Raw genomic sequence first — 24,203 nt, forward strand, 5'->3', positions numbered from 1 at the left:
ATCCTTAGATAAGTCCGAGCTTGCCCAGCTCGGTCTGAGCGCTGAGCGCATCATGGACGAGGGTCAAACCCGCTATCTCGTTTGCCTGTACGAGCAGCTCGGCGTTATGGATCTTCACCGTTGGTCCGCCGAGCACTACAGGGCAGGTAATATTGGCCAGCAAGCGGGGTAGCTGGCCGACGTTCAACGCTTTGCTGGAGTAGAGCAATATGCCACGTGGCTTGAGGTATTCAGCCGCCAGCGCCAGCTCGCCAACCGGCAGCGGCCAGTCGAACACTTCCACCGGGCAGTCGGCGCTGCTCACCAGCCAGGCGGCCAGCCACAGGTGCGGTTCAAGCGGCAGATCGGACTGATTGACCAGCAGCAACGGGCTGCCACTGAGCTGGCGGTTGTTGTGGTAAATGCGCGCGCCGAACTTGCTGCGTAACCACGAGTAGAAGAACGTGCGCTCCAGTTGCGCGCCGAACTTGCCCTGCCAGCGTTGCTCCAGTTCAGCGAGCAGCGGCAGCAGCAGTTGTTCGCACAAGGTGCGTGGCGGGTACAGCGCCATCGCCTGATTGAACACGTCGTCGACCCGGCGCTCGGCCAGTTCGCCGATGGCAATCAGCAGCGTCTGGCGCAGCGCGTCCCAGTCGCTGGTCGGCGGCAGGGCGTCCTGAAGGTTGTCATCGATCAGGCTTTTGACCTGGCTGACAGACACGCCCCGATTGAGCCACGTGAGGATCTTCATGACCCGCTGCACGTGCTCGTCCGAGTACAGCCGATGGCCTTTGGCCGTGCGGTGCGGGACGATCAGCCCGTAACGGCGTTCCCACGCGCGCAGGGTGACGGCATTGACGCCGGTCTGCCGCGCGACTTCCCGGATCGGCAGCCAGTCGCCCGGCAGCTCGGTATCTGTTTGTGCTTCATTCATGGGGATCAAATCGCATTTCGCAGGCTGAGGTTTTCCGGATGAGGCTGCATGTACACCTGCAGCGCTACATAAGGATCCGGGTGTTGGCGAAAATGATGCTTGAGCAGGGTCAGCGGTACGATCAGCGGCACGATGCCCTGATGATACTGGCCGATCACTTCCTGAATTTCCTGCTTGTCCTCGGCACTGATGGTTTGTTTCAGATAGCCGCACAGATGCTGCAGAACGTTGGTGTGGGTGCGCCGGGTCGCGCACTTTTTCAGGGCGGCCATCAGTTCGCTGAAATACAGCGGGGCGATTTCATTGGGGTCGCTGCGGCCCATGCTGCCCAGCATCTTGCCCAGCGCTTTGTACTGCACCGGGTCGTTGGCCATCAGTTGGTATTTGTAGCGCGAGTGAAATTCGGTCAACGCTCGACGGGTGATGCCGTCTTTCAACAATTGTTGCCAGGCCGCGTAGGCAAACACACGGGTCACGAAGTTTTCGCGCAGCACGGCATCGTTCAGACGCCCGTCTTCTTCGACCGGCAGGTTAGGGTGACGCTCGCAAAAGGCCTGCGCATAGATGCCGCGCCCCCCGCCGTCAACCGGCGCGCCGTTTTCACGGTAGACCTTGACCCGCTCCAGACCGCACGACGGGGACTTCTGCATGAAAATATAACCGCAGATATCACCCAGCTCGTCCGCCATCTGAATGCCGTAATCGGCCAGCGCCTGAGTAACATCCAGCTCACGGTTGACCGTGCCCAGCGCCTTGGGGTGTTCAGCGTCGCCCACCAGCCTGATCGGCTCACGGGGGATACCCAGGCCGATCGCGACTTCGGGGCACGCCTGAACAAAATCGAAATACTTGCTCAGCGCCTGCGTGCACAGATGAGACTCCTTATGCCCGCCATTGAAGCGAACCTCGGCCCCCATCAGACACGCACTGATCCCGAGTTTGGGTTTTTCGATTGCAGGCATTGGCATCCGTCACCTCTACAGAAGACTTGTACAGATTAACTGTGCTGTACAACTTATCCTCATCATAGGGGGATAGGTGTACAAGTCAAATTCTTTGTAGAGGGTTTTGAAGGCAGCGCCCAACTGGCTAGTGCCAATACTGCGTTAACATGCATTCAGAACTGCATGCGACGCGGAGCGTCGCACGATAGTTGATAATCAGAGGGCTTTTTGATCGCGATGGCACTGACGACGCAGAGTGCGACGTAAGTGACAGAGCATCGGCACGATTATCATCTGAATCCGCGCAAACCCGCTACTTCCAGCCCATCCGCCACGCATCCGCCTGCTGCAACACCTGCCAGGGCATGCGCTCACTGCGTTGAGTCAGCACGGCCTGCAGCTCTACCTCCAGCACCACGCCTTCTTCATCCTTGAACAGCTCGGTCACCAGAAAATGCTTTTCGCGGTTTTGCGGAGTGGCTGCCGTCCATTTTGACAGCAGCAGTTTACGTGGGTTGATCTGGTTCATTGAAGGTGTTCCAGCAGCCGGCGTGCCGCTTCCTGGCCGCTCAGCCATGCGCCTTCCACACGCCCCGACAGGCACCAGTCGCCGCACACGTAAATACCCAGATCGGCATCCGACAGCGCGCCCCATTCATGAGCGCCGGCAGGCCGCGCGTACAACCAGCGATGCGCCAGGCTGAACACCGGGGCGGGCATGGTGCAGTCGATCAGCTCTGCAAAAGCACCGTGCAAGTGCTCGATGACCTGTTCACGGGATGCATCAAGGTTTTGCCTGCTCCATTGACTGGTGGCGTGCAGAATCCAGGTATCGAGCGTGTCGTCGCGTTCCGGCTTGCTGCGGTTGCGGGCCAGCCAGTCGAGCGGACTGTCCTGCACGAAGCAACCCTGCATGGGGGTTTGCAACGGGGTTTCGAAGGCCAGTGCAACCGCCCAGGTCGGGTCCATCTTGACGCCCGCCACCACGCTGGCCAGCTTGGGTGCGGCAGCCAGCAGTGTGCTGGCCTGCGGGGCAGGGGTGGCGATGATGACATGGCTGAACGGGCCGTGATTTTGGCCCTCGGCGTCCAGCAGGTTCCAGTGCTCTTCGCCGCGAAACACCTCGGTGATGCGGCACGAGAATGACACCGGCATGTCGCCGCGCATGGCGCGGGTAATCGCGCTCATGCCGGGCTTGCCGACCCAGCGCACCTGTTCATCCGGCGACGGGCTGAGCCTGCCAGCGTGGAAGTTGTAAAGCAGGGGTGTCCACTCGGCAACGTGCCCCTGGGCTTGCCACTGCTTGACCGCAGTGGCGAAGCGTCGGTCACGCGCAGTGAAATACTGTGCACCCATGTCCAGCGCACCTGCGTCGCTGCGCTTGCTGGACATCCGACCGCCGCTGCCGCGGCTCTTGTCGAAAAGGTGCACCTGATGCCCGGCCGCTGTGAGCGCCTGAGCTGCTGAAAGTCCGGCGATACCGGTACCGATGATTGCGATAGGGACAGTCATAGGGGCCTCGTTACCTTGTCTGTACAGACTACGCCGTAGTTAAAACCTGTACAATCTTCTTGTTTGGTATAAGTTGCAGTGATTCAAGACACTGTGGGTTGAGTCACATTGCAACTTGCAGGGTCGAACCGGTCAGTCGCCTGAACAAGCGGTCAAAACTGCAGCTCATTCAGGTCTGGCCTATGGTTCTGGTGACAGTTTCGTTTTCCGGATAAACGTCACTGCCAGCGTCACTGGTAAAAATAAGACTACTCAATTGTCATGCACGCCACGCGAGGTTATCTGCCATGCACATATTGCTGACCGGTGGTACAGGTTTGATAGGACGAGCGCTCTGCCGTTTCTGGTCTGCTCAGGGGCATGAGCTGACTGTGTGGAGCCGAAAACCTGCTGACGTTGCCGAGCTGTGCGGCCCGTCCGTGCGTGGCATTGCCAGGCTGGATGAACTGGGTGAGCAGCCGGTGGATGCCATCGTCAACCTGGCCGGTGCACCGATTGCCGATCGCCCCTGGACCCGCAAGCGCCGTTTGTTGTTGTGGGAAAGCCGTGTCGGTCTGACCGAGCAGTTGCTCACATGGCTGGGCACCCGCACGCAAAAGCCTGCGCTGATGATTTCCGGTTCTGCGGTGGGCTGGTACGGCGACAGTGGCGAACGCGAAATCGATGAAGCCTCGCCCCCTGCCAAAGAAGATTTTGCCAGCCAGTTGTGCAACGCCTGGGAAGAAACCGCGCTGCGTGCCGAGTCGCTGGGCGTGCGTGTGGTGCTGATACGCACCGGTCTGGTGTTGTCGGATCGCGCGGGGTTTCTGCAGCGTTTGTTGCCGCCCTTCAAATTCGGCATGGGCGGGCCTATTGGTGATGGCCGGCAGTGGATGCCGTGGGTTCACATTCAGGATCAAATCGCGGCCATTGATTTTTTGCTGAATCTTAATGAAGCAAAGGGTCCTTATAATGTGTGTGCGCCATCACCGGTGCGCAATCGCCAGTTTGCCAAGACACTGGCAGGTATTCTGCATCGGCCTGCCTTCATGCCGATGCCGGCGCTGGCCCTGAAAGTGTTGCTGGGCGAGCTGTCGGTATTGCTGCTCGGTGGCCAGCGCGCCCGGCCGGAACGTTTGCAGGAAGCTGGCTTCACGTTTAAGTACACCGAACTCGACACCGCCCTGCAGGATTTGCTGGGTCGCCACTGAACGCTTTCGAAATAGGATGTTGCATGACCGATCACGCTTTGTTGCTGGTCAATCTGGGTTCGCCTGCCTCTACGCAAGTGGCAGACGTGCGCAGTTACCTGAACCAGTTCCTGATGGATCCTTATGTGATCGACATCCCGTGGCCTTTGCGCAGGCTGCTGGTGTCTCTGATTCTGATCAAACGGCCCGAGCAGTCTGCGCATGCCTATGCGTCTATCTGGTGGGACGAGGGCTCACCGCTGGTGGTATTGAGCAAGCGCTTGCAACAGGCCATGAAGAAAGAGTGGTCGCACGGGCCGGTCGAACTGGCGATGCGTTATGGCGAGCCTTCCATTGAAACCGTGCTGACGCGTTTGTCGGAACAGGGTTTCAAGAAGGTGACGCTTGCGCCGCTCTACCCGCAATTCGCCGACAGTACCGTGACGACGGTGATCGAAGAGGCCAAGCGCGTGGTGCGCGCCAAATCCTTGAAGATGCAGTTCTCGGTTTTGCAGCCGTTCTACGATCAGCCTGAATATGTGAGTGCTCTGGTAGAAAGCGTACGCCCTCACCTTGAGCAGCCCTACGATCATTTGTTATTGAGTTTTCATGGCTTGCCAGAGCGGCATTTGCACAAACGCGACCCGACGGGCAAGCATTGCCTCAAGGACGATTGCTGCATGACCGCACCTGCCCAAGTGGTTGCAACGTGCTATCGCGCTCAGTGCCTGCAGTCTGCGGCAGCTTTCGCCAAGCGCATGGGCATTCCCGATGGCAAGTGGTCGGTGTCATTCCAGTCGCGCCTCGGACGCGCCAAGTGGATCGAACCTTACACCGAAGCGCGTCTCGACGAGCTGGCGGCGCAAGGCGTGAAGAAACTGCTGGTCATGTGCCCGGCGTTCGTGGCTGATTGCATCGAGACACTGGAAGAGATCGGCGACCGCGGTGCCGAGCAGTTCAAGGAAGCGGGCGGTGAGGAACTGATACTGGTGCCGTGCCTGAACGACGACCCGAACTGGGCAAAAGAACTGAACCGACTGTGCGAGCGCGCACCGCTGATGCTGTAACGCGCTGCACATCACAACCGGACGCAGAGCGTCCAGAACGGCGTGCCCGCGCGGAGCATGGGCACGCTAGTGTTCCTCCAGACGCTTATCGTTCCTCACGCTCAAGGCGTTACAGCAACTGATCATCCGGCCTGTTGTGCTTCCAGCTGTCGTGCCCCGGCAGGATCAGGTTGAGGATGATCGCGGTGATGGCGCACAGGGCGATGCCTTTCAGGCCGAAATCGTTCGGGCCGTTGCCGGTGCCGATCAGCACGCCACCGATGCCGAACACCAGCGTCACGGAAACAATCACCAGGTTGCGTGCTTCGGACAGGTCAATCTTGTGGCGAATCAGTGTGTTCATCCCCACCGCAGCAATCGAGCCGAACAGAAGGCACAGAATTCCGCCCATGACCGGCACCGGAATGCTTTGCAGCAACGCACCGAATTTGCCGATGAACGCCAAAGTGATGGCGAAGAACGACGCCCAGATCATGATTTGCGGGTTGTAGTTCTTGGTCAGCATCACCGCGCCCGTAACTTCGGCGTAAGTGGTGTTGGGTGGGCCGCCAAACAGGCCCGCCGCCGTGGTGGCGATGCCATCGCCGAACAGCGTGCGATGCAGGCCTGGCTTTTTCAGGTAATCGCGCCCGGTCACACTGCCGACGGCAATCACGCCGCCTATGTGTTCGATGGCCGGGGCCAGTGCGACCGGAACGATGAACAGAATCGCCTGCCAGTTGAATTCCGGTGCGGTGAAATGCGGTATGGCCAGCCAGGCTGCGTCGGCAATCTTCTTGGTATCGACCACGCCGAAGTAGAACGACAGCGCGAAACCCACCAGTACGCCCGAAATGATCGGCACCAGACGAAAAATCCCCTTGCCGAACACCGCCACGATCAACGTGGTCAGCAGCGCAGGCATCGAAATCAGCATGGCGGTCTGATAGGGGATCAGCACAGCGCCATCCCCGGTCTTGCCCATCGCCATGTTGGCCGCAATCGGCGCCATCGCCAGACCGATCGAGATGATCACCGGCCCGATCACCACCGGAGGCAGCAGACGGTCGATGAACCCGGTGCCCTTGATCTTCACCGCCAGGCCAAGAAAGGTATAAACGAAGCCCGCCGCCATGACACCGCCCATCGTCGCGGCCAGGCCGAACTGGCCTTTGGCGAGGATGATCGGGGTAATGAAAGCAAAGCTTGATGCCAGGAAAACCGGCACCTGGCGGCCCGTGACAATCTGGAACAACAACGTGCCAAGGCCTGCCGTGAACAGCGCCACGTTAGGGTCGAGCCCGGTGATCAGCGGCATCAATACCAGCGCGCCAAAGGCCACAAAGAGCATTTGCGCACCGGAAAGGATCGTGCGCCACAGTGGATCGTTGAACTCCTGCTGCGTCATCGGGTTACGCGTCCTTTTGCTTGGTGCCGAAAATCTTGTCACCGGCATCGCCCAGGCCCGGAATGATGTAGCCGTGTTCGTTCAGACGCTCATCGATGGACGCGGTGTAGATCATCACATCCGGGTGCGCCCGTTCCACTGCCGCAATACCTTCCGGTGCAGCGACCAGGACCATGGCTCGGATTTCCTTGCAGCCGGCCTTTTTCAGCAGGTCGATGGTCGCGACCATCGAGCTGCCAGTGGCCAGCATCGGGTCGATGATCATGGCCAGGCGCTCGTCGATTTCCGGCACCAGTTTTTCCAGATACGTGTGCGCCTGCAGGGTTTCTTCGTTGCGGGCGACGCCCACGGCACTGACCTTGGCACCCGGAATCAGGCTGAGCACGCCGTCGAGCATGCCGATACCGGCGCGCAGGATCGGGACAACAGTGATTTTCTTGCCGGCGATTTTCTCCACCGAGACGGTTCCAGCCCAGCCCTGAATATCGTAGCTTTCCAGAGTGAGGTCGGCGGTCGCTTCGTACGTCAGCAGGGCACCGACTTCCTGAGCCAGCTCACGGAAATTCTTGGTGCTGATGTCGGCGCGGCGCATCAGGCCGAGTTTGTGGCGGATCAGCGGATGACGGATCTCACGAATGGGCATTGGCAAAGGCTCCAGCGGGCAAAAAATCGGTCTAGATTAATCTATTCAACTGTTACTGTCTTACCGCGCGTGCAGTATTGTCTCAAGGCCAGGACGTTCGCGGCTTTTAGAAGACACTCGCAACGTTAGTCCAGAATCGCTTGCTCTGGCTTGAGCGGATGCGTACCTTTGCCCGCTTTTCTTCAACTGCCCTACCTGGAGAGCGTCATGTCCGCTGATCTCGAGCACATCCGTCAAATCATGCGCGAAGCTGACTGCCTGTACACCGAGGCTGAAGTGGATGCTGCCATTGCCCGCGTCGGCGCGCAGATCAATGCCGAACTGGCCGACCGCAACCCGGTTGTGTTCTGCGTGATGAACGGCGGCCTGATTTTCTCGGGCAAGCTGCTGACTCACCTGAACTTCCCGCTGGAAGCGTCTTACCTGCACGCGACGCGCTACCGCAACGAAACCACGGGCGGCGATCTGTTCTGGAAAGCCAAGCCTGAAGTCTCGTTCATCGACCGTGACGTGCTGATCATCGACGACATCCTCGATGAGGGTCACACCCTGGGCGCGATCATCGACTTCTGCAAACACGCCGGCGCGCGCGCTGTGCACACCGCTGTGCTAATCGACAAAGACCACGACCGCAAGGCCCGACCGGACCTGAAAGCCGATTACGTCGGTCTGCCGTGCATCGACCGTTACATCTTCGGTTTCGGCATGGACTACAAAGGCTACTGGCGTAATGCTGCGGGCATCTATGCGGTCAAGGGGATGTGAGGCATTCTGACGGCCGCTTCTGCAAAAGGGGCGGTCGTCAATTCGCAATTATCTGGAAACCCTCAATGAAGTTACTGATCCCCGGCGCTCTGGCGTTGGTGCTGTTGTCTGGCCTGACCGTCGCTGCACCGGTATCGGTAGGCCCCATGCACGACCAATACCTGCCGCCTGACGACCTGAACCTGCGTGAGGGGGTGCCGGAACAGCAACAGTTGATGCAGGTGACCGAGTACACCATCGTTGCCGGTAATCAGAGGCAATCCAGCCAGCAGCCGATTCCGGTCACTTCCCCCCTGTCGTTGCGCCTCAAAGGCAAGTCGCTGAACAAGGGCGCGTCGATTGCTCAGGTGCTTGTGCACTTTGATGGCGGCGAAAGCAAAAGCCTGAAAAAGCCGACCTACGACGAGGCGTCCCGGACCCTGATGCTGTATTACCCGTTGTCTCAATACCGGGTGCTGGTGGATTTGCTGCGCAATGAAAAAGTCTATTGCCAGTTCCTCAGCTACGCCAACGGCCACATCTGGGCTGATCTGCACACCACCTCTGCACATGCGCGTTGAGCCCTGCGCTCGCTGGAGGGTAAACTGCCCGCCCGTGAAAGTGTCTGCGACAAGTTGGAGCCTGTAATGCGTAAAGATAAGAAGCAGTTGATTGGGGACGAGATTGGCGATGAGCAGATCAAGTTGTTCCTCGACTTCGAGCCGTACGATGCCACCTCGCCGTCGCTGCACAAACTGATCAAGGCCTACCGTGGCCTGCGCATCAATGATTTCGAGCGCTTTCTGGTGTTCTTCAAGGAAGCAGGCCATGACTTCGATGGCAAGGACGAGCAGGGCAACGACTTCATCGCCCTGATCAAGGACCAGCGCAATGCAGATGAATACATCGAACTGATCGAAAAAGCCCGCGGTTGAAACCTGAATTTGGCTGAAACGCTTTTCAGGTGGGAGCGAACTTGTTCGCGAAGACGGTGTTTTAGTCGATGCATTTTCGGCGATTATACGACCCCCTTCGCGGACAAGTCCGCTCCCACGGCCTTTGGCCGGAATCAAGAGCGAACTTGTGTGTATCACGGAGCGTAGGGACAATAGTTGCAGTCATTTGCGCGCCTGATACGCCTTGCCGTAATGCTTTTCCAGCCGCGACTGCAACAACTCCAGACCGATCGACATGATCCAGTACAGCACCGCTGCGGTGGTCAGCATTTCGATGTATCGATAGCTGGAGCGGCCGTAGGACTGTGCCAGGAACATCACTTCCCAGACGCCCATCACCGAGATCAGTGACGAATCCTTGAGCATGGAGATGAACTGGTTGGTGGTCGGCGGGATAATCGTGCGCATTGCCTGGGGCAGGGTGACGCGCCAGAAGATCTGCGTCGGGCGCAGCGCCAGAGCCAGGGCTGCCTCACGCTGGCCGGCCGCAACGCCGATGATGCCTGCCCGAAAGATCTCGCTCAGGTAGGCGCCGTAGTTGAGCGACAGCGCAATAACCCCCGCCGCGATTGCGCCGGGCACGATGCCCAGTTGCGGCAAGCCGAGATAAATCAGCAGAATCTGGATCAGCAGCGGCGTTCCGCGAAAAAACGACGCATAAAAACTGGCGATACCAAACGCTACGGCGCTGCTGGACAGCCTCGCCAGCGCGGTGACAAAACCCAGCAGCACTGAAACCACAATCGAGCACACCGACACAAACAGCGTCAGCGCCGCGCCTTGCAGGAAACCGTTGGGTGCCAGATGCAGGCCGATCAGATTGGGCAGTTTGTCGAGAATGATCGCAAGCTTCAGATCGAAACTCAGGAAGAACCCGGCGAATAGCACAAACATGACCAGCCAGGTCAGGTACAGCCGCGTGCGAAAACCGAAGACACGCTGGAGCAGGCCTTGATCAGCCTGCTCGGGTGGGCGTTGGGGCTCGAAAGAAGTCATTTGCTGATGTCAGCGCCAATCCACTTTTGCGACAGCGTGCTCAGGGTGCCGTCTTTCTTGAGCTCGGCGAACACCTCGCGAACCTTGGCGTCCCATTCCGGGTCGTTCTTTTCGATGGCCACGGAGTTGGGTTCTTCGTACAGCGTTTCGCCCGCCAGTTTGAAGCGCTTGTCCTGATCCAGGCGCGGTTTTGCCGTCACCAGATTGGTCAGTATCGCGTCCAGCCGCTTGCCAGCGCCAAGCCCCAAGTCTTGAAACGCCACATTGTCGTTGTCGTACGGGGCAATCTGCACGTCGTCGAACGGGTACTGCAGCGGCTTGTCTTCCGCGCCGTCGATGACCAGGTTCTTGTTCAGGTAGCTCTCGTAACTCGACGCGCTGGTCAGGCCGACTTTCTTGCCGCTCAGGTCCTTGGCTGAATGGATACGGTCATCGCTGGCATTGACCACGATCACCGCAGGCGACGCGTAATACTCGACCGGGAAGTTGAAGACTTCAGCACGAGCCTTGCTTGGGGTCATCGAGCAGACGCAGATGTCGTAACGGCCGCTCCAGTGACCTGCGGCGATGACGTCCCATGATGGTGTTTCGAGGCGCAACTTGACGCCCAGCTTCTGCGCCACGGCCTTGGCGACATCCACGTCGAAACCGTCCAGTTCGTTCTTGTCATTCAGGAAAGAGAAGGGCGGGTAACTTTCCATCAGGACGTTGACCAGCTCTTTGTTTTTCTGCACGCGATCCAGCGTGGCACCGGCCAGGGCTTGAGTGGAGGCAGCCAGAGTGACCAGGCCAATGCCCAGCAGCGCGCGATAATTCACAGATATCCCCTGAAAAAAGGTTTGTAGTTTGATTAAAGGAACGTATTAAATACGTTATATAAGGCCGACTCATAATGAGTTTTTTTCATATACATATAAGTAGATCATATATGACCCAGCGCTCAACTGTGATTCTCGATGGCGGCATGGGCCGCGAGCTACAGCGTCGCGGCGCGCCCTTTCGCCAGCCCGAATGGTCGGCGCTGGCTTTGAGCGAAGCACCTGACGCCGTCAGTGCGGTACATGCCGCTTATATCGAAAGTGGCGCTCAGGTCATTACCAGCAACAGCTATGCCGTGGTGCCCTTTCATATCGGCGAAGAGCGTTTCGCCCGTGAAGGTCAGGCGCTGGCTGCACTGGCCGGGCAATTGGCGCGTGGTTCAGCCGACGCCTCGGGTGGGCGTGCTTTGGTCGCAGGTTCCATCCCGCCGTTGTTCGGTTCCTATCGCCCTGACCTGTACCAGCCGGAACTGGCCGCTGATGTCTTGAAGCCGCTGGTGGCCGGTCTGTCGCCGTATGTCGATCTGTGGCTGGCCGAGACGCAGAGCTGCATTCTTGAGGCGCAAACGATCCGCGCCGGTCTGCCCACTGACGGCAAGCCGTTCTGGCTATCGTTTACCCTCCAGGATGAAGACACCGACGACGTCCCGCGCCTGCGTTCCGGCGAACCGGTGGCCGATGCGGCAAAGGCTGCCGCCGAAATGGGCGTGGCAACGCTACTGTTCAATTGCAGCCAGCCAGAAGTGATCGGCGCTGCGATTGATGCGGCGCGTGAGGTGTTCAACGCCCTGAACGTTGACATCGCCATTGGTGCATACGCCAATGCGTTCCCGCCGCAGCCCAAGGACGCCAAGGCCAACGATGGCCTGGATGAACTGCGCGAAGACCTTGACCCGCAGGGTTATCAGCAGTGGGCTGCGGACTGGGTCAAGCGCGGTGCCACGCATATCGGCGGTTGCTGCGGGATTGGCCCGGAGCACATTGCGGTGCTGTCGCAAAAGCTCTGACGGCAGCAACCAAAAAGCCCCGTGGCTCGGAAGAGCTCACGGGGCTTTTTGTTTACATCGCTTTCACGCGGCAATGAGCAAGTCAGGCGAAGCTCTGCTCCTGACTTTTTTTCTCGACCAGCTCCAACGCTTCGTCGTTCTGGGTGCTGACGCGTTCGTACAACTGCGCATCGGTCTCCAGAATCTTTTCCCGCGCCGGGAAAATCTCGTTGAGCTTGCTCGCCCACTCGGTGCGGGTTTTTTCCGGGAAGCAGCGTTCAATCAGCTCCAGCATGATCGACACCGTAACCGAAGCGCCGGGCGATGCGCCGAGCAGTGCGGCAAGCGAGCCATCTTGCGCAGAAACCAGCTCGGTGCCAAATTGCAGCACGCCGCCTTTTTTCGCATCTTTCTTGATGATTTGCACCCGTTGCCCCGCCACTTCCAGGCGCCAGTCCTCGGCTTTTGCCTCTGGATAGAAGCGACGCAGCGATTCCAGGCGTTGCTCCATCGATTGCATCACTTCGCTGACCAGGTACTTGGTCAGGTCCATGTTGTCACGAGCGACGGCCAGCATCGGTTTGATGTTGGCGACACGTACCGAGAGGGGCAGGTCGAGGAACGAGCCATGCTTGAGGAACTTGGTGGTGAAACCGGCATATGGCCCGAACAACAGGGACTTATTGCCATCGACCACGCGAGTGTCCAGGTGCGGCACCGACATCGGCGGCGAACCCACGGCGGCCTGGCTGTAGACCTTGGCCTGGTGATGCTTTACCACTTCCGGGTTATCGCAACGCAGCCACTGGCCACTGACCGGAAAACCGCCAAAGCCCTTGCTCTCTTCGATGCCCGACATCTGCAGCAGCGGCAATGCCGCACCGCCTGCGCCGAGGAACACGAATTTGGCGTCGATCTCACGCGTGCCGCCGCCGTTCACGTCCTTGACCATCACGGTCCAGCCTGCGCCCTTGCGGGTCAGGCCGGTGACACGGCTGCGGTACTTGATCTGCGTATCTGGCGCGCTGGACAGGTGGTTGAGCAGTTGATTGGTCAGCGCGCCAAAGTTGACGTCAGTGCCGTTCAACATGCGCGTTGCGGCGATTTTCTCGTCTGCAGCGCGGCCGGACATCATCAGCGGCATCCACTCGGCCAGCGTTGCCTTGTCTTCGGTGTATTCCATCGAAGAAAACGCATGGTGCTTGCTCATGGCTTCAAAACGGGTCTTGAGGAACGAGATGCCGTTTTCGCCCTGCACGAAACTCAGGTGCGGGACCGGATTGATGAACGACTTTGCCGAACCGAAAGTGCCTTTGCGCGCCAGAAAGGCCCAGAACTGCTTCGAGACCTCGAACTGGGTATTGATGTGCACGGCTTTCTTGATGTCGATGGAGCCATCAGCCGCAGGCGGCGTGTAATTGAGCTCGCACAGACCGGCATGACCGGTGCCGGCGTTGTTCCACGGATTGGAACTCTCCGCAGCACCGGAATCCATAAGCTCAACGACTTCCAGCTTGAGGCCGGGGTCGAGCTCCTTGAGCAATACCGCCAGCGTGGCACTCATGATGCCCGCTCCGACCAGTACTACATCAACTGCTTCGTTATGCGCCATTAACGCGTCTCCAAAATCTGCAGCACCAAATTGACGGCATACGATCCTGAGGCTGGATGCCAGGTGGGCGGGGACCGATCAAAAGGTTGCCCTCGTTTTCCTGGCCAGGATCGCCTGACCGATTCTTCGCAATTTTTCGCATCTAAAGCGCAGGTCCCGGTCAGGCTTGGGGAGGGTTCATTAGCTAAGCATGAACGCATTTTCAAGCCCGCGAGGCCATTCGACCATCGTCAGGGAGCCCGGCAACGGACTGCACCTGTCGATGGCGTCAGGCTCCGGTTGTGGAGGCGCAGTCGCGGTCAGCCCTGTTCAAAGGGGCCGGTTCAGACGCTGATGGTGCATTTACAAACGCGTACCTATTCATTTGCTCGCCACACTCTTGTGAAGTAGTGAAACCCGTTTTTCACGTCCTTTTGGGAACGTGAACCAAACCTCAAAATGGCTGCGATGACAGCGCTGGCAAGTCAGGAGCATAAAGAGTGAGGCGCTGGCAGGCGAGAAAGGTTCGATACGATTCGAGCATTCTTCACCTTTCATCGAGCACACTCGTGCGCAAATGACCTGTGTGGGCGGCTCTCTGTGGGCAGTACGAAGGAGCTAATACGGCGATTAGCGATGCTGCGAGGCCCGATCAGGAGACGTCCTTATAATCGGGGGAAGATTATAGCGATGAAATGACAGGAATTGATCGCTTTAAATGACTTTTATTCGCTATCGGGTCAGGCGGTGAGCAACTGGCCGCGCGTTGAGCGTGCGCTACGCTGCGTCGCGCGTGCGCTGGCGGGCAGTGGCTGATTCAGCCAGCCCAGTCGTTGCTCGGTCACTTCGACCCACTCGACGCCGGAGGGGCGTTGCGCGCAATGCTTGAACGCGCGGCAGATGCCGGCCTGGTCGATGCGGGCATAGTGGCGGTGCTGATGGCGTGCAGTGAACAAGGACCGGAACAGATTCATGGCGCAGCTCCTGTGACGTGAATGAACGTCTGTGCGATGAAGACGAGTCTGCCGCGAGGATGTGACGCCCTGATTACATTGCGCCGCCTGAATCATTGCAGGAGCGGCTGCCTGAACCCTGCTGCGCGGCCAATGTCCGACGCTTAACGGTCGGCGGCCTCTGGTGAGCGGCTGTTACAGGCCGCTATACTGCGGCACATTCAGTGTCTGGCCCATGGAGAAATGAGCATGCTGCGTCGCATTTTGTTCGGTTTGCTTGCTGTAAGCAGTTTGACCCTGGTGGGCTGTGCCCACAGTCCGCAACAACTCAGCCCCACGCCCAAGCTCAACGCACAGCTTGCGGCAGTAGGCCGTGGTCAGCCGGTGGTCGTGCGCGTAGTCGATGGCCGTCCTGGTCCGACGCTGGGCACTCGCGGAGGCATGTACCCGGAAACCAGCGCCATCAGCGTCACCGGTGCCGACATCGTTCCCAAGCTTCAGGCTCAGGCAGAGGCCGCCGTGCGCCTGCTGGGCTTCACGCCTACTCAGGGTGGCAATGCTCCGCAACTGACCGTGACCCTGGCGGACTTGAAATATCAGTCGCCAAAAGAAGGCCTGTACGTGACTGAAGCCACCATCAGCTCGACGTTCCGTGCTGACGTGCGTAATAACGGTCGCAGCTACAGCGGTCGCTATGCAGCGTCGCTGGATCAACGCTTCGGCATGGCGCCGAATCAGGAAACCAACACCAAGCTGGTGAGTGACGTGCTGAGCGACGCACTGACTCGCGTGTTCCAGGATCCGACCATCGGTTCGACCCTGGCGCAGTAAGCTTCAGCGCTAAACAAAAAGCCCGGCCCTTGTTGAAGGGGCCGGGCTTTTTGTTTTCTGGTATGTGGCTGAGGTAGGCCTCAAGCCGCCTGCTGATAAAAATCCAGAAAACTGAAACCGGTGTCCTGATCCAGATCCGGCAGGTCATGGTGAACATGCCCGCCGAGGGCGCAATAGACCAGCCAGTGGCGGTCCTGCACGTTGAAGGCCAAGCCGTCGATCAACTCCTGCTGCTCATCGCTCTGGGCAATGAGATAAAGGCGATCCTGATTTTTTGCGTGCAGCATGACAAGCTCCAAAAAGAGTGAAGTCCGTTTCTCGAGGAGCCACACAATGCGGGTGCCACGTTACGCTTGAGTGACAACGGCAGCGAATTGTCATGCAGGATGTTTCCGCGGCTGCATGTTTCTCGCGCATCTTGTGGGAGCGAGCCAAACGACGCTTCGCTTGCTCGCGAAGGCGGTGTTCGAGTCAATGCATGTTGGGTGAAGCTCTGTGTCACCACGCGCTGAGGCGCTCAAGACCGGACGCAGAGCGCCCAGAACGGCGTACCCACGCGGAGCATGGGTACGACAGGCATTCTGGCGCGGTTCTTAGAGTGCCAACCCCGCCTTGACGCGGTACTGGTTGCGCACCGGTGTCGCGTATTGCTGAATCAGGTAAGGGCGGTGCTCGGCCGGCACGCCCGCCAGGCGACCTTCCCATTCATCTCTGGCGCGCTCGAGTTCGTCGGCCGCAAACACTTCAGACGCTGGCGGTACTTCAAGGCTGGGGTCAGCGTCGCTCCATTGCGCGTACGCCAGGTAGTGCACCGGGAACAAGCGATAGCCACCGAGGATCTGCCGGTCCATTTCAATGGCCAGTTGCTTGGTGTCATCGAACTGTTCGGTGATCGGCGGCGCAAAATTCACGTGCACGCGGCCTTTGTAGCCGGTGATCCCCAGAGCGATGCTCACATCATCTTCGCCAGGCGTCTTGATGTAAGAGCCCGTCGTGGCGCGGATATACAGCTCGCGGGCCTTGGCGCTGTCGCACGGGTCGTACTCATAGCTGATCGAGACCGGAATCAGGTTCAGAGAGCGAATCACGTCGCCAAACGGCTCGTCTTTGCGGCTCATGTGGAACATCTTGAGGATTGCCGACTCGGTGCGATCATCACCGTCCTTGGCGCGGCCTTCGGCCTGGGCGATCCAGATGGATTGGCAATCCTTGGTAATCGAGTGATTGATGTACGCCGACAGCAACTGGTAAGCCGCCATTTTTTCGCGACGTCCGATGATCGAACGGTGCACGATGAAGCTCTTGTTCAGGCGCATCAGGTCGCTGACAAACGGCTTTTGCAGCAGGTTGTCGCCAATGGCGATACGCGGAGTGGGCAAGCCTGCGTGGTACACGGCATAGTTGACGAACGCCGGGTCCATCACGATATCGCGGTGGTTGGCCAGAAACAGATAGGCACAACCGGACCTGAGCTGCTCGACGCCGGTGTACGTCACCCCGTCGGTCGCGCGCTCGATGGTGTGATCGACGTAATATTCGACCTTGTCCTGCAACGTGGCGACCGAGTCGATGCCGGCAAACTCACGGCGCAGCTTGCGTGCCAGGGTGGGTTGCAGGATCCATCCGAGCGTGCCTGCCAGGCGAGGAAAACGGAATTTGGTCAGGATGGCGAGAAAGGCTTTGTCGCTCAGCAGGCGTGCCAGGACGGCCGGGACTTCTGCGTCGTTGTAAGGTCGGATGGCATCGAATTCGCCCATCATGCTCTCTTGTTTGAAACGGATAGGGTAAAAAGAAGACAGTTTTGTTAAAACTGCCGTCTGAAGAATAGGGCAATTATACGCACAACTGATCCCGGAGGCCGTGATGCAGGAATTACAGAGCTACGACTGCCCTTATTGTGGCGAACCTGTGGAGGCTGTGCTGGACTTGTCCGGTGGCGATCAACAGTACATCGAGGACTGCCCGGTCTGCTGTCGCCCGATCGTTTTCGATCTGCAGACCGACGGCGAAGACTGGAATCTGGACGTTCGCAGCGAGAACGAGTGATGCAGAAAGTCTACGAGCCCGAAAACCTCATGGAAGCCGAGTTGCTGCAGGCGATGCTTGCCAGCGAGGGCATCAAGGCTCACCTGGCCGGTCGTGACCTGCTCGGTGCGATGGGTGAGCTGCCGGGTTTAGGGCTTCTGGCGCTCAAGGTCGAAGATGCGCAGGTCGCACGGGCACGTGAGCTGATCACTGCGTACAATAGCGCCTTGCCCTTGTTCGGTGATGAGCCGGATGACTTTCCCGATGTACTCGTGTGCTGAGCACGATCAAAGAGTCTGATTAACCCCCATGTGTGGACGCTACGCCCTGTTTCGCTGGACCCCTGCCTTTGCCGCCTTGCCCGGTTTTCCTGCCGATCAGCAGGCACAATGGAATATTTCGCCAGCCGACTGGGTATTGATCATGCGTGCCGCCGAAAACAAGGACGGTATTGAACTGGTGCGTGCCCGCTGGGGGCTGACGCCGGCCTGGCTCACTGATCTTTCGAAAACACCCGCCCATGCGCGAGCCGAAACCGTTGCCGAGCAACCGATGTTTCGCGACGCGTTTGCGCACCGTCGCTGCCTGCTTCCGGCCAATGGCTTTTACGAGTGGCGTGGCAACCTGCGCAAACGCCCGTTCTGGTTGACGCCGGGGGAGGGCGCCGCCCTGTTTTTTGCAGCCATATGGGAAGCGTACCCGGTGCAGGGGCATACGTACCTTAGCGTGGCGGTGGTCACGCAGGCGGCAGCGACGCAACGTCGCCCGCTGATTCTGGATGCCCGGGGCCAGAAAGACTGGCTGGCGGCCGACACACCGCTTTCGACCCTGCAAGCCTTGCTGGCAGCGCCGCAGACAGCCCTGAGGGAGCGGCCGCTGGCCAATCTGGTCAACGACCCGAAACTCAATGCGCCCGAGTGCCTGACCCCATTGAGTTAGGCGTGCAGCGTTAAAAGTAGCGAATCAGACAAATCCGATATCCGCCTTGCGGCACATCTGATACAAACTGCACACGTTTGCGGGCACCATTTAGCTTTATCAACGCCCAGGCTGCCGGTTATCGGGTATCTGGCGCAGAGATCTGCCCCGAGAATGATCGTTTCACAATCAAGGAGATTCACCATGCGTCAGTCATTTGCCTTCTGTGCTTTGAGCGCCGCGTTGCTGCTCGGCGGGTGTCAGGCAATCAATACCACGAGTGGCGATTCTGTCGGTGTCGAGCGCAAGCAGTACATGTTCAGCATGCTCTCCACCGATGAAGTCAACAAAATGTACGCCCAGTCCTATCAGCAGACGGTCACTGAAGCGACCAGCAAAGGCGTCCTGGACACCACCAGTGCGAACGCCAAACGTGTTCGTGCGATCGCTGATCGACTGATTGCCCAAGCCCCGAAACTGCGGCCTGACTCGGCCCAATGGCAGTGGGAAGTCAATCTGATCAAGAGTGACGAACTGAACGCCAATTGCGGCCCTGGCGGCAAGATTTTCGTTTACAGCGGTCTGATCGACACCCTCAAACTGACCGACGATGAACTCGCTGCGGTCATGGGCCACGAGATCGCCCATGCCCTGCGCGAGCATGGTCGTGAAGCGATGTCCAAGGCCTACGGTGTGTCCATGGCCAAGCAGGGTGCTGGCGCCTTGTTGGGTCTAGGGCAGGACAGCCTGGCGCTGGCCGATACCGTCGTGAATTACAGCCTGACGCTGCCCAACAGCCGCAGCAATGAAAACGAAGCGGATTTGCTCGGTCTGGAACTGGCCGCCCGCGCCGGTTACAACCCTAATGCAGCCATTACCCTGTGGCAGAAAATGACCCGGAATTCCGGTGGTTCGCAGCCCGAATTCATGAGCACTCACCCTGCTTCGGAAAATCGCATCTCCTCCTTGCAGGCTGCCATTCCAAAAGTCATGCCGCTGTATCAGCAAGCCTCCAAATCCTGATCAACGTTCATTGCCATAGCGCTGCGGCATTCACCGCAGCGCTATGACAGGCATCGTCACACCCAGCCGCTGACCTGCATTGCCTTGTAGACCGCCACCAATGCCAGGACGAAAAACGCGCAGGCTGCCAGACGGCGGATCAGCGTCAATGGCAACTTGTCTGCGGCAAAATTACCTGCCAGCACTACCGGCACGTTGGCCAGCAGCATGCCCAGCGTCGTGCCGATAATGACCAGCCACAGATGAGAATACTGCGCCGCCAGCATAACGGTGGCGATTTGCGTCTTGTCGCCGATTTCAGCGATGAAGAAGGTGATCAGGGTGGTCATGAACGGGCCGAATTTACGCGCGGTGCTGGCCTCGTCGTCGTCCATCTTGTCTGGCACCAGGGTCCACAGCGCGGTGGCCGTGAAACTGGCGGCGAGAATCCAGTGCAGCACTGCGTCAGAGAGGAAGGTGCTGAACCAGGCGCCTACCGCGCCGGCTGCCGCATGGTTGGCCAGGGTGGCGGCGACGATGCCCGCGATGATCGGCCATGGCTTGCGAAAGCGTGCGGCGAGGATGAGCGCGAGCAATTGCGTCTTGTCACCGATTTCGGCGAGCGCAACCACTGCGGTAGGGACTAAGAATGATTCCAGCATCAGGTTTCCTAAGGGGCGGGTCGACACGGCTATGACACGTACGACCTCCCCGCCCCGGGTAAGGTGTTCGTGTCATAGGTCTTGTCAAACCACCGATCCGTCTGAGCGGATTCCGGGTCGCACGTACCATGGTCTGAGGACCAAGTATGTTGATACGTGCCGGACGAGCATGGCGCTCGTGGGAGACTACTCCCCTAGGACGGAGCGGATTCTGCCTCCGTAAAAACGTTTCGGCAAGCGCTTATTTCAAGAGCGTTTGGCGCTGTAGATTTTGAAACCGTTGCCCTGAGCCTTGACGTGGCAGTAGCCCACATGCTCTTCGATCAGTGGTTGGTAACGCAGAAAGTTATTCGCCACCAGGCGCAGTTCGCCGCCTGATTTCAGATGTTGGCGTGCTTTTTTCAGCAAGTTCTCTGTTGCCATGTAGTCGGTGTGAACCCCGACATGGAACGGCGGGTTGCTCAGAATGGTGTTCAGGCCCATCGGTGCGGCGTCGATTCCGTCACCGGTCACAACCTGTGCTTCCAGGCCATTGGCGGCCAGGGTCAGGCGCGAGCTTGCGGTAGCAAAGGCATCCACATCCAGCATCACCACGTCGTTGTGCGGGTAGCGACGTTTGACCGCTGCGCCGAGCACACCGGCACCACAACCGAAGTCGAGCAGGTTGCCACTGGGCAGCTTGTCGATGTTTTCCAGCAGAAGCGCCGAGCCGCGATCCAGACGCCCGTGACTGAACACGCCGGGCAGGCTGATGACGGTGAGCGGGCCGTCCTGCAGTTCGATTTGATAAGGCCGGGCGAGGCTTTCCAGGGTGACGGCTTGCGGGGCGTTTTCGACAGTGACCTGCCAGAGCTGGCAATGGCGGGCGCTGTCGAGCTTGCGCGCGCGGCCGAACGGGCTCAGTTGTTTGGCCGCGGCTTCGATCCCGCCACGTTTTTCGCCGACCAGAAACAACTCGCGCCCGGCAAGTCGGGACGCCAGCGCATTGAGCAGGTAATCAGTCAGGTCGCGGGCTTTGGGCAGGAACAGCACGGCGGCCTCAAAGGTGGCCTCTGGCGCTTCAACGCCGAAATCCACGCGCCCTTCAAACCGCGCATCCAGTGCGGCCTGATCACCGGCATGCCAGCACCAACCACGCGCGTTCGGCAGTTTTCCGAGCAGGTCATCGGCAGGCAGCCCGACCAGCAACAGCGAGCCTTGAAACAGCTCGGGTTGGCGGAGTAACACTTCACTGCGCGGGTCCATGGAATGGCTCCTGAAAAAGCGCGGAGTTTAACAGGATATGAGTCAGGAGGACGCGGAGCGTCTGGAACGGCATGCCGACGCAGAGCGTCGCACGATAGTTACGATTATCGTTCTGCACGCTCTGGCGTGGTGATGCAGTTCTCGACGCTCTGCGTCGCAAAATGCTGGCACCTGTCGCGAAGGCATCAGACGGCGTAATCTTGCGCGTCTGACGTCAACCCTCCAGGAGGCCTCGCATGTACTGGGCAGAATTTCTTACCGTCGCACTGATTCACCTGCTGGCCGTCGCCAGTCCCGGGCCTGATTTTGCGGTGGTGGTGCGTGAAAGCGTGACTCATGGCCGCAAGGCCGGCACTTGGGCGGCGCTGGGGGTTGGCTCGGCGATCTTTGTGCATGTGGGCTATTCGCTGTTGGGCATCGGGATTATCGTTTCCCAATCCATCGTGCTGTTCAATGCCTTGAAATGGGCGGCCGCGGCCTACCTGCTGTACATCGGCATCAAGGCCCTGCGCGCCAAACCGGCCGCGGCGACGGACGATGCCGCCATCAAGGCCGTTGCCGGTGAGCGCAGCGCACGGGGTGCCTACATCAGCGGCTTTGTCACCAATGGCCTGAACCCCAAGGCAACGCTGTTTTTCCTGTCGTTGTTCACGGTCGTGATCAACCCGCACACACCCTTGCTGGTGCAGGGAGGCTATGGCGTCTACCTTGCGGTTGCGACGGCGGCCTGGTTCTGTCTGGTGGCGCGGTTGTTCAGTCAGGCGCGGGTGCGCGCCGGTTTTGCACGCATGGGGCACTGGTTCGATAGGGCCATGGGCGGCGTGCTGGTAGCCTTGGGGATCAAGCTCGCGCTCACCGAAGTGCGCTGATTGGCGAGTATGGGGGCTGTCGACTCAGCATGTGCAGCGTCGAATCCCCCTTTCAAAAATAGCTGGCAAATAGCTGACCTGGCTGCCGGTACACCTTCCCAAATCATTCCTTTGACCGATTTCACTGGCAGCCGAGGGCCCTAGAGTCCATATTTCCAGCCTCGCCTGTGGACTTTGAAAAGGGACCCATATGTTACAGACTCGCGTTCTTCCGCCTGCCGATGGCGCTTACCAGTACCCTCTGCTGATCAAAAGCCTGCTGTTATCCGGCAGTCGCTATGAAAAGACGCGTGAGATTATTTACCGTGACTTCGTCCGCTACAGCTACCCGACCCTTAAAGAGCGCATCTGCCGTCTGGCCAATGTGCTGACGGCTGCCGGTGTAAAGGCCGGTGACGCGGTGGCGGTCATGGACTGGGACAGTCACCGTTATCTGGAATGCATGTTTGCCATCCCGATGATTGGCGCGGTGATTCACACCGTGAACGTCCGGCTTTCCCCCGAGCAGATCGCTTACACCATCAATCATGCCGATGACCGCCTGGTGCTGGTCAACAGCGATTTCACAGGCCTTTATCAGGCCATGGCCGGACACCTGACCACTGTCGAAAAGACCCTGTTGCTGACGGACCTGCCCGACAAGACCGCTGACTTGCCCAACCTTGTCGGCGAGTATGAGACGCTGCTGGCGGCAGCCAGCCCCGAATACGAATTCGAGGATTTCGACGAAAACTCGGTCGCCACCATGTTTTACACCACCGGCACCACCGGCAACCCCAAAGGGGTCTATTTCACCCACCGCCAGCTGGTGCTGCACACCCTTGGCCTGTCGGCCATCATGGGCTGCATCGACAGCACGCGTCTGCTCGGCACTAATGACGTCTACATGCCCATCACGCCGATGTTCCATGTGCACGCCTGGGGCATTCCGTATGCCGCGACCATGCTGGGGCTCAAGCAGGTCTATCCCGGTCGCTACGAGCCCGAACTGCTGGTGGAGTTGTGGCGCCGGGAGAAGGTCACGTTCTCGCATTGCGTACCGACCATCCTGCAAATGCTGCTCAACGCCAAGTCGGCTCAGGATGTCGATTTTGGCGGCTGGAAAATCGTCATTGGCGGCAGCGCACTGAATCGCAGCCTGTATCAGGCGGCAAAAGCCAAGGGCATCCAGCTCACCGCCGCCTATGGCATGTCGGAAACCGGACCGCTGATTTCGGTTGCGCACATCAACGAAGAGCTGAAAGCCGGCAGCGAAGACGAGCAGATCACCTACCGGATCAAGGCCGGCGTGCCAGGAATGCTGGTAGACGCCGCGATCATCGATCAGCAGGGCAACTTTTTGCCGGCCGATGGCGAAACCCAGGGCGAACTGGTCTTGCGCGCACCCTGGCTGACTGAAAGCTACTACCGTGAGCCGGAAAAAGGTGCCGAACTGTGGGCGGGCGGCTGGCTGCGCACCGGCGATGTAGCGACGCTGGACGACATGGGGTTCATCGATATTCGTGACCGCATCAAGGACGTGATCAAGACCGGTGGCGAGTGGATTTCTTCGCTGGAACTCGAAGACCTGTGCAGCAGGCACCCGGCCGTTCGCGAAGTGGCGGTGGTCGGCATTGCTGATCCGCAATGGGGCGAGCGGCCGTTTGCCTTGCTGGTGATCCGCGAAGGTCATCCGTTCGATGCAAAGGAATTGAAGGAGCATCTCAAGCCATTCGTCGAGCAAGGTCACATCAATAAGTGGGCGATTCCCAGCCAGATCGCGCTTGTTACCGAAATTCCCAAGACCAGCGTCGGCAAACTCGACAAGAAGCGCATGCGTCTGGACATCGTGGAATGGCAAAACAGCAACAGCACGTTCCTTTCCACGCTTTGACCCCCTCTGCTTGCCGTGCCCGCCGGGCGCGGCAAGTGTCTGCGCCGCAGGTCCTGTTCTGCGACTTGCCAAATTTCCAATTTAAGCCATTCTCCTCGC

27 protein-coding genes and 1 riboswitch are annotated in these 24,203 nt (G+C 59.1%); of the genes, 13 read left to right on the forward strand and 14 right to left on the reverse strand.

Annotated elements, in window-relative coordinates; translation table 11 throughout:
- Positions 1–4: 4 nt before the first annotated feature.
- The 4 genes from QRN38_RS09105 to QRN38_RS09120 all read right to left on the reverse strand — a co-directional run bounded on the left by QRN38_RS09105 (position 5) and on the right by QRN38_RS09120 (position 3,369).
- Positions 5–913, reverse strand: coding sequence for a MerR family transcriptional regulator (locus QRN38_RS09105; protein ID WP_005768834.1), 909 nt, complete (start codon positions 911–913; stop codon positions 5–7).
- Between the two features lie 5 nt (positions 914–918).
- Positions 919–1,875, reverse strand: a complete 957-nt coding sequence (locus tag QRN38_RS09110) for a YbgA family protein (protein ID WP_005768832.1) — start codon at positions 1,873–1,875, stop codon at positions 919–921.
- 295 nt (positions 1,876–2,170) lie between these two features.
- A complete protein-coding gene (locus tag QRN38_RS09115) occupies positions 2,171–2,386 on the reverse strand; it encodes a TIGR02450 family Trp-rich protein (RefSeq protein ID WP_005768830.1) in 216 nt (71 codons plus the stop codon).
- Positions 2,383–3,369 (reverse strand): NAD(P)/FAD-dependent oxidoreductase, encoded by a 987-nt coding sequence (locus QRN38_RS09120; protein WP_005768828.1) that lies wholly within the window; start codon positions 3,367–3,369, stop codon positions 2,383–2,385. Before QRN38_RS09120 ends, QRN38_RS09115 begins: the two co-directional genes overlap by 4 nt.
- A gap of 287 nt (positions 3,370–3,656) precedes the next feature.
- Here QRN38_RS09120 and QRN38_RS09125 point away from each other — a divergent pair, with 287 nt between their 5' ends.
- Both QRN38_RS09125 and hemH read left to right on the forward strand, forming a co-directional pair.
- Entirely contained in the window at positions 3,657–4,559 is a 903-nt protein-coding gene (locus QRN38_RS09125; RefSeq protein WP_005768826.1) for a TIGR01777 family oxidoreductase, read from the forward strand.
- Positions 4,560–4,582: 23 nt separating this feature from the next.
- Complete coding sequence (hemH, locus tag QRN38_RS09130) at positions 4,583–5,605, forward strand: ferrochelatase (protein ID WP_005768824.1); 1,023 nt, start codon at positions 4,583–4,585, stop codon at positions 5,603–5,605.
- A 109-nt stretch (positions 5,606–5,714) separates the two neighbouring features.
- Here hemH and QRN38_RS09135 read toward each other — a convergent pair whose 3' ends face one another.
- Together QRN38_RS09135 and upp are read right to left on the reverse strand one after the other, a co-directional pair.
- Complete coding sequence (locus QRN38_RS09135; protein ID WP_044393200.1) at positions 5,715–6,992, reverse strand: uracil-xanthine permease family protein; 1,278 nt, start codon at positions 6,990–6,992, stop codon at positions 5,715–5,717.
- A 4-nt stretch (positions 6,993–6,996) separates the two neighbouring features.
- On the reverse strand, positions 6,997–7,635 hold the full coding sequence (gene upp, locus QRN38_RS09140; protein WP_005736551.1) for a uracil phosphoribosyltransferase: 639 nt from the start codon (positions 7,633–7,635) through the stop codon (positions 6,997–6,999).
- 207 nt (positions 7,636–7,842) lie between these two features.
- Between upp and QRN38_RS09145 the strand changes: the two genes are divergently transcribed.
- The 3 genes from QRN38_RS09145 to QRN38_RS09155 all read left to right on the forward strand — a co-directional run bounded on the left by QRN38_RS09145 (position 7,843) and on the right by QRN38_RS09155 (position 9,314).
- Positions 7,843–8,400 (forward strand): hypoxanthine-guanine phosphoribosyltransferase, encoded by a 558-nt coding sequence (locus QRN38_RS09145; protein ID WP_005615224.1) that lies wholly within the window; start codon positions 7,843–7,845, stop codon positions 8,398–8,400.
- Between the two features lie 65 nt (positions 8,401–8,465).
- Positions 8,466–8,960, forward strand: a complete 495-nt coding sequence (locus QRN38_RS09150; protein WP_005768818.1) for a hypothetical protein — start codon at positions 8,466–8,468, stop codon at positions 8,958–8,960.
- A 66-nt stretch (positions 8,961–9,026) separates the two neighbouring features.
- A complete protein-coding gene (locus QRN38_RS09155) occupies positions 9,027–9,314 on the forward strand; it encodes a PA4642 family protein (protein ID WP_005768817.1) in 288 nt (95 codons plus the stop codon).
- 183 nt (positions 9,315–9,497) lie between these two features.
- Here the strand turns inward: QRN38_RS09155 and QRN38_RS09160 are convergent, their stop codons facing one another.
- Together QRN38_RS09160 and QRN38_RS09165 are read right to left on the reverse strand one after the other, a co-directional pair.
- Positions 9,498–10,331, reverse strand: coding sequence for an amino acid ABC transporter permease (locus QRN38_RS09160; RefSeq protein ID WP_005768815.1), 834 nt, complete (start codon positions 10,329–10,331; stop codon positions 9,498–9,500).
- Positions 10,328–11,149 (reverse strand): ABC transporter substrate-binding protein, encoded by an 822-nt coding sequence (locus QRN38_RS09165; RefSeq protein WP_007244110.1) that lies wholly within the window; start codon positions 11,147–11,149, stop codon positions 10,328–10,330. The genes QRN38_RS09160 and QRN38_RS09165 overlap by 4 nt, the downstream gene beginning before the upstream one ends.
- 110 nt (positions 11,150–11,259) lie before the next feature.
- Here QRN38_RS09165 and QRN38_RS09170 point away from each other — a divergent pair, with 110 nt between their 5' ends.
- Positions 11,260–12,156, forward strand: coding sequence for a homocysteine S-methyltransferase family protein (locus QRN38_RS09170; protein ID WP_057415408.1), 897 nt, complete (start codon positions 11,260–11,262; stop codon positions 12,154–12,156).
- 82 nt (positions 12,157–12,238) lie between these two features.
- Here the strand turns inward: QRN38_RS09170 and mqo are convergent, their stop codons facing one another.
- Entirely contained in the window at positions 12,239–13,747 is a 1,509-nt protein-coding gene (gene mqo, locus QRN38_RS09175) for a malate dehydrogenase (quinone) (RefSeq protein ID WP_005768808.1), read from the reverse strand.
- 719 nt (positions 13,748–14,466) lie between these two features.
- Positions 14,467–14,700 carry a hypothetical protein gene (locus QRN38_RS09180; RefSeq protein ID WP_005736543.1) on the reverse strand — a complete coding sequence of 78 codons (234 nt, stop codon included), beginning with the start codon at positions 14,698–14,700 and terminating at the stop codon, positions 14,467–14,469.
- Between the two features lie 228 nt (positions 14,701–14,928).
- On the opposite strand from QRN38_RS09180, the gene QRN38_RS09185 reads away from it, so the two are divergent.
- Positions 14,929–15,510, forward strand: coding sequence for a YajG family lipoprotein (locus QRN38_RS09185; RefSeq protein WP_003379235.1), 582 nt, complete (start codon positions 14,929–14,931; stop codon positions 15,508–15,510).
- An 80-nt stretch (positions 15,511–15,590) separates the two neighbouring features.
- Here QRN38_RS09185 and QRN38_RS09190 read toward each other — a convergent pair whose 3' ends face one another.
- Positions 15,591–15,797 (reverse strand): hypothetical protein, encoded by a 207-nt coding sequence (locus QRN38_RS09190; RefSeq protein WP_003379241.1) that lies wholly within the window; start codon positions 15,795–15,797, stop codon positions 15,591–15,593.
- Positions 15,798–16,103: 306 nt separating this feature from the next.
- Complete coding sequence (locus QRN38_RS09195; RefSeq protein ID WP_005768804.1) at positions 16,104–17,267, reverse strand: 1-acyl-sn-glycerol-3-phosphate acyltransferase; 1,164 nt, start codon at positions 17,265–17,267, stop codon at positions 16,104–16,106.
- Positions 17,268–17,373: 106 nt separating this feature from the next.
- On the opposite strand from QRN38_RS09195, the gene QRN38_RS09200 reads away from it, so the two are divergent.
- The 4 genes from QRN38_RS09200 (at position 17,374) to QRN38_RS09215 (ending at position 19,476) form a co-directional block, all read left to right on the forward strand.
- Positions 17,374–17,556, forward strand: coding sequence for a CPXCG motif-containing cysteine-rich protein (locus QRN38_RS09200; RefSeq protein WP_003318204.1), 183 nt, complete (start codon positions 17,374–17,376; stop codon positions 17,554–17,556).
- A complete protein-coding gene (locus QRN38_RS09205) occupies positions 17,556–17,816 on the forward strand; it encodes a putative signal transducing protein (RefSeq protein ID WP_003379244.1) in 261 nt (86 codons plus the stop codon). Before QRN38_RS09200 ends, QRN38_RS09205 begins: the two co-directional genes overlap by 1 nt.
- 28 nt (positions 17,817–17,844) lie before the next feature.
- Positions 17,845–18,474 carry an SOS response-associated peptidase gene (locus QRN38_RS09210; protein ID WP_044391438.1) on the forward strand — a complete coding sequence of 210 codons (630 nt, stop codon included), beginning with the start codon at positions 17,845–17,847 and terminating at the stop codon, positions 18,472–18,474.
- Positions 18,475–18,657: 183 nt separating this feature from the next.
- Positions 18,658–19,476, forward strand: a complete 819-nt coding sequence (locus QRN38_RS09215; protein ID WP_007244107.1) for a M48 family metallopeptidase — start codon at positions 18,658–18,660, stop codon at positions 19,474–19,476.
- Positions 19,477–19,532: 56 nt separating this feature from the next.
- Here QRN38_RS09215 and QRN38_RS09220 read toward each other — a convergent pair whose 3' ends face one another.
- Positions 19,533–20,117: a TMEM165/GDT1 family protein gene (locus QRN38_RS09220; RefSeq protein ID WP_005768799.1), complete on the reverse strand. Its 585-nt coding sequence runs from the start codon at positions 20,115–20,117 to the stop codon at positions 19,533–19,535.
- Between the two features lie 69 nt (positions 20,118–20,186).
- Positions 20,187–20,325, reverse strand: a riboswitch (yybP-ykoY riboswitch).
- Between the two features lie 38 nt (positions 20,326–20,363).
- The gene (locus QRN38_RS09225; RefSeq protein WP_005768797.1) at positions 20,364–21,362 is read right to left on the reverse strand and encodes a methyltransferase; all 999 of its coding nucleotides are present in this window, start codon (positions 21,360–21,362) and stop codon (positions 20,364–20,366) included.
- Positions 21,363–21,598: 236 nt separating this feature from the next.
- On the opposite strand from QRN38_RS09225, the gene QRN38_RS09230 reads away from it, so the two are divergent.
- Complete coding sequence (locus tag QRN38_RS09230; RefSeq protein ID WP_007244105.1) at positions 21,599–22,231, forward strand: LysE family translocator; 633 nt, start codon at positions 21,599–21,601, stop codon at positions 22,229–22,231.
- Between the two features lie 190 nt (positions 22,232–22,421).
- Positions 22,422–24,104 carry a fatty acid--CoA ligase gene (locus tag QRN38_RS09235; RefSeq protein WP_054090856.1) on the forward strand — a complete coding sequence of 561 codons (1,683 nt, stop codon included), beginning with the start codon at positions 22,422–22,424 and terminating at the stop codon, positions 24,102–24,104.
- The last annotated feature ends 99 nt before the right edge of the window (positions 24,105–24,203 follow it).

The sequence above is a fragment of the Pseudomonas sp. CFBP2511 genome (genome assembly GCF_030209255.1).
Classification (GTDB): Bacteria; Pseudomonadota; Gammaproteobacteria; order Pseudomonadales; family Pseudomonadaceae; genus Aquipseudomonas; species Aquipseudomonas avellanae.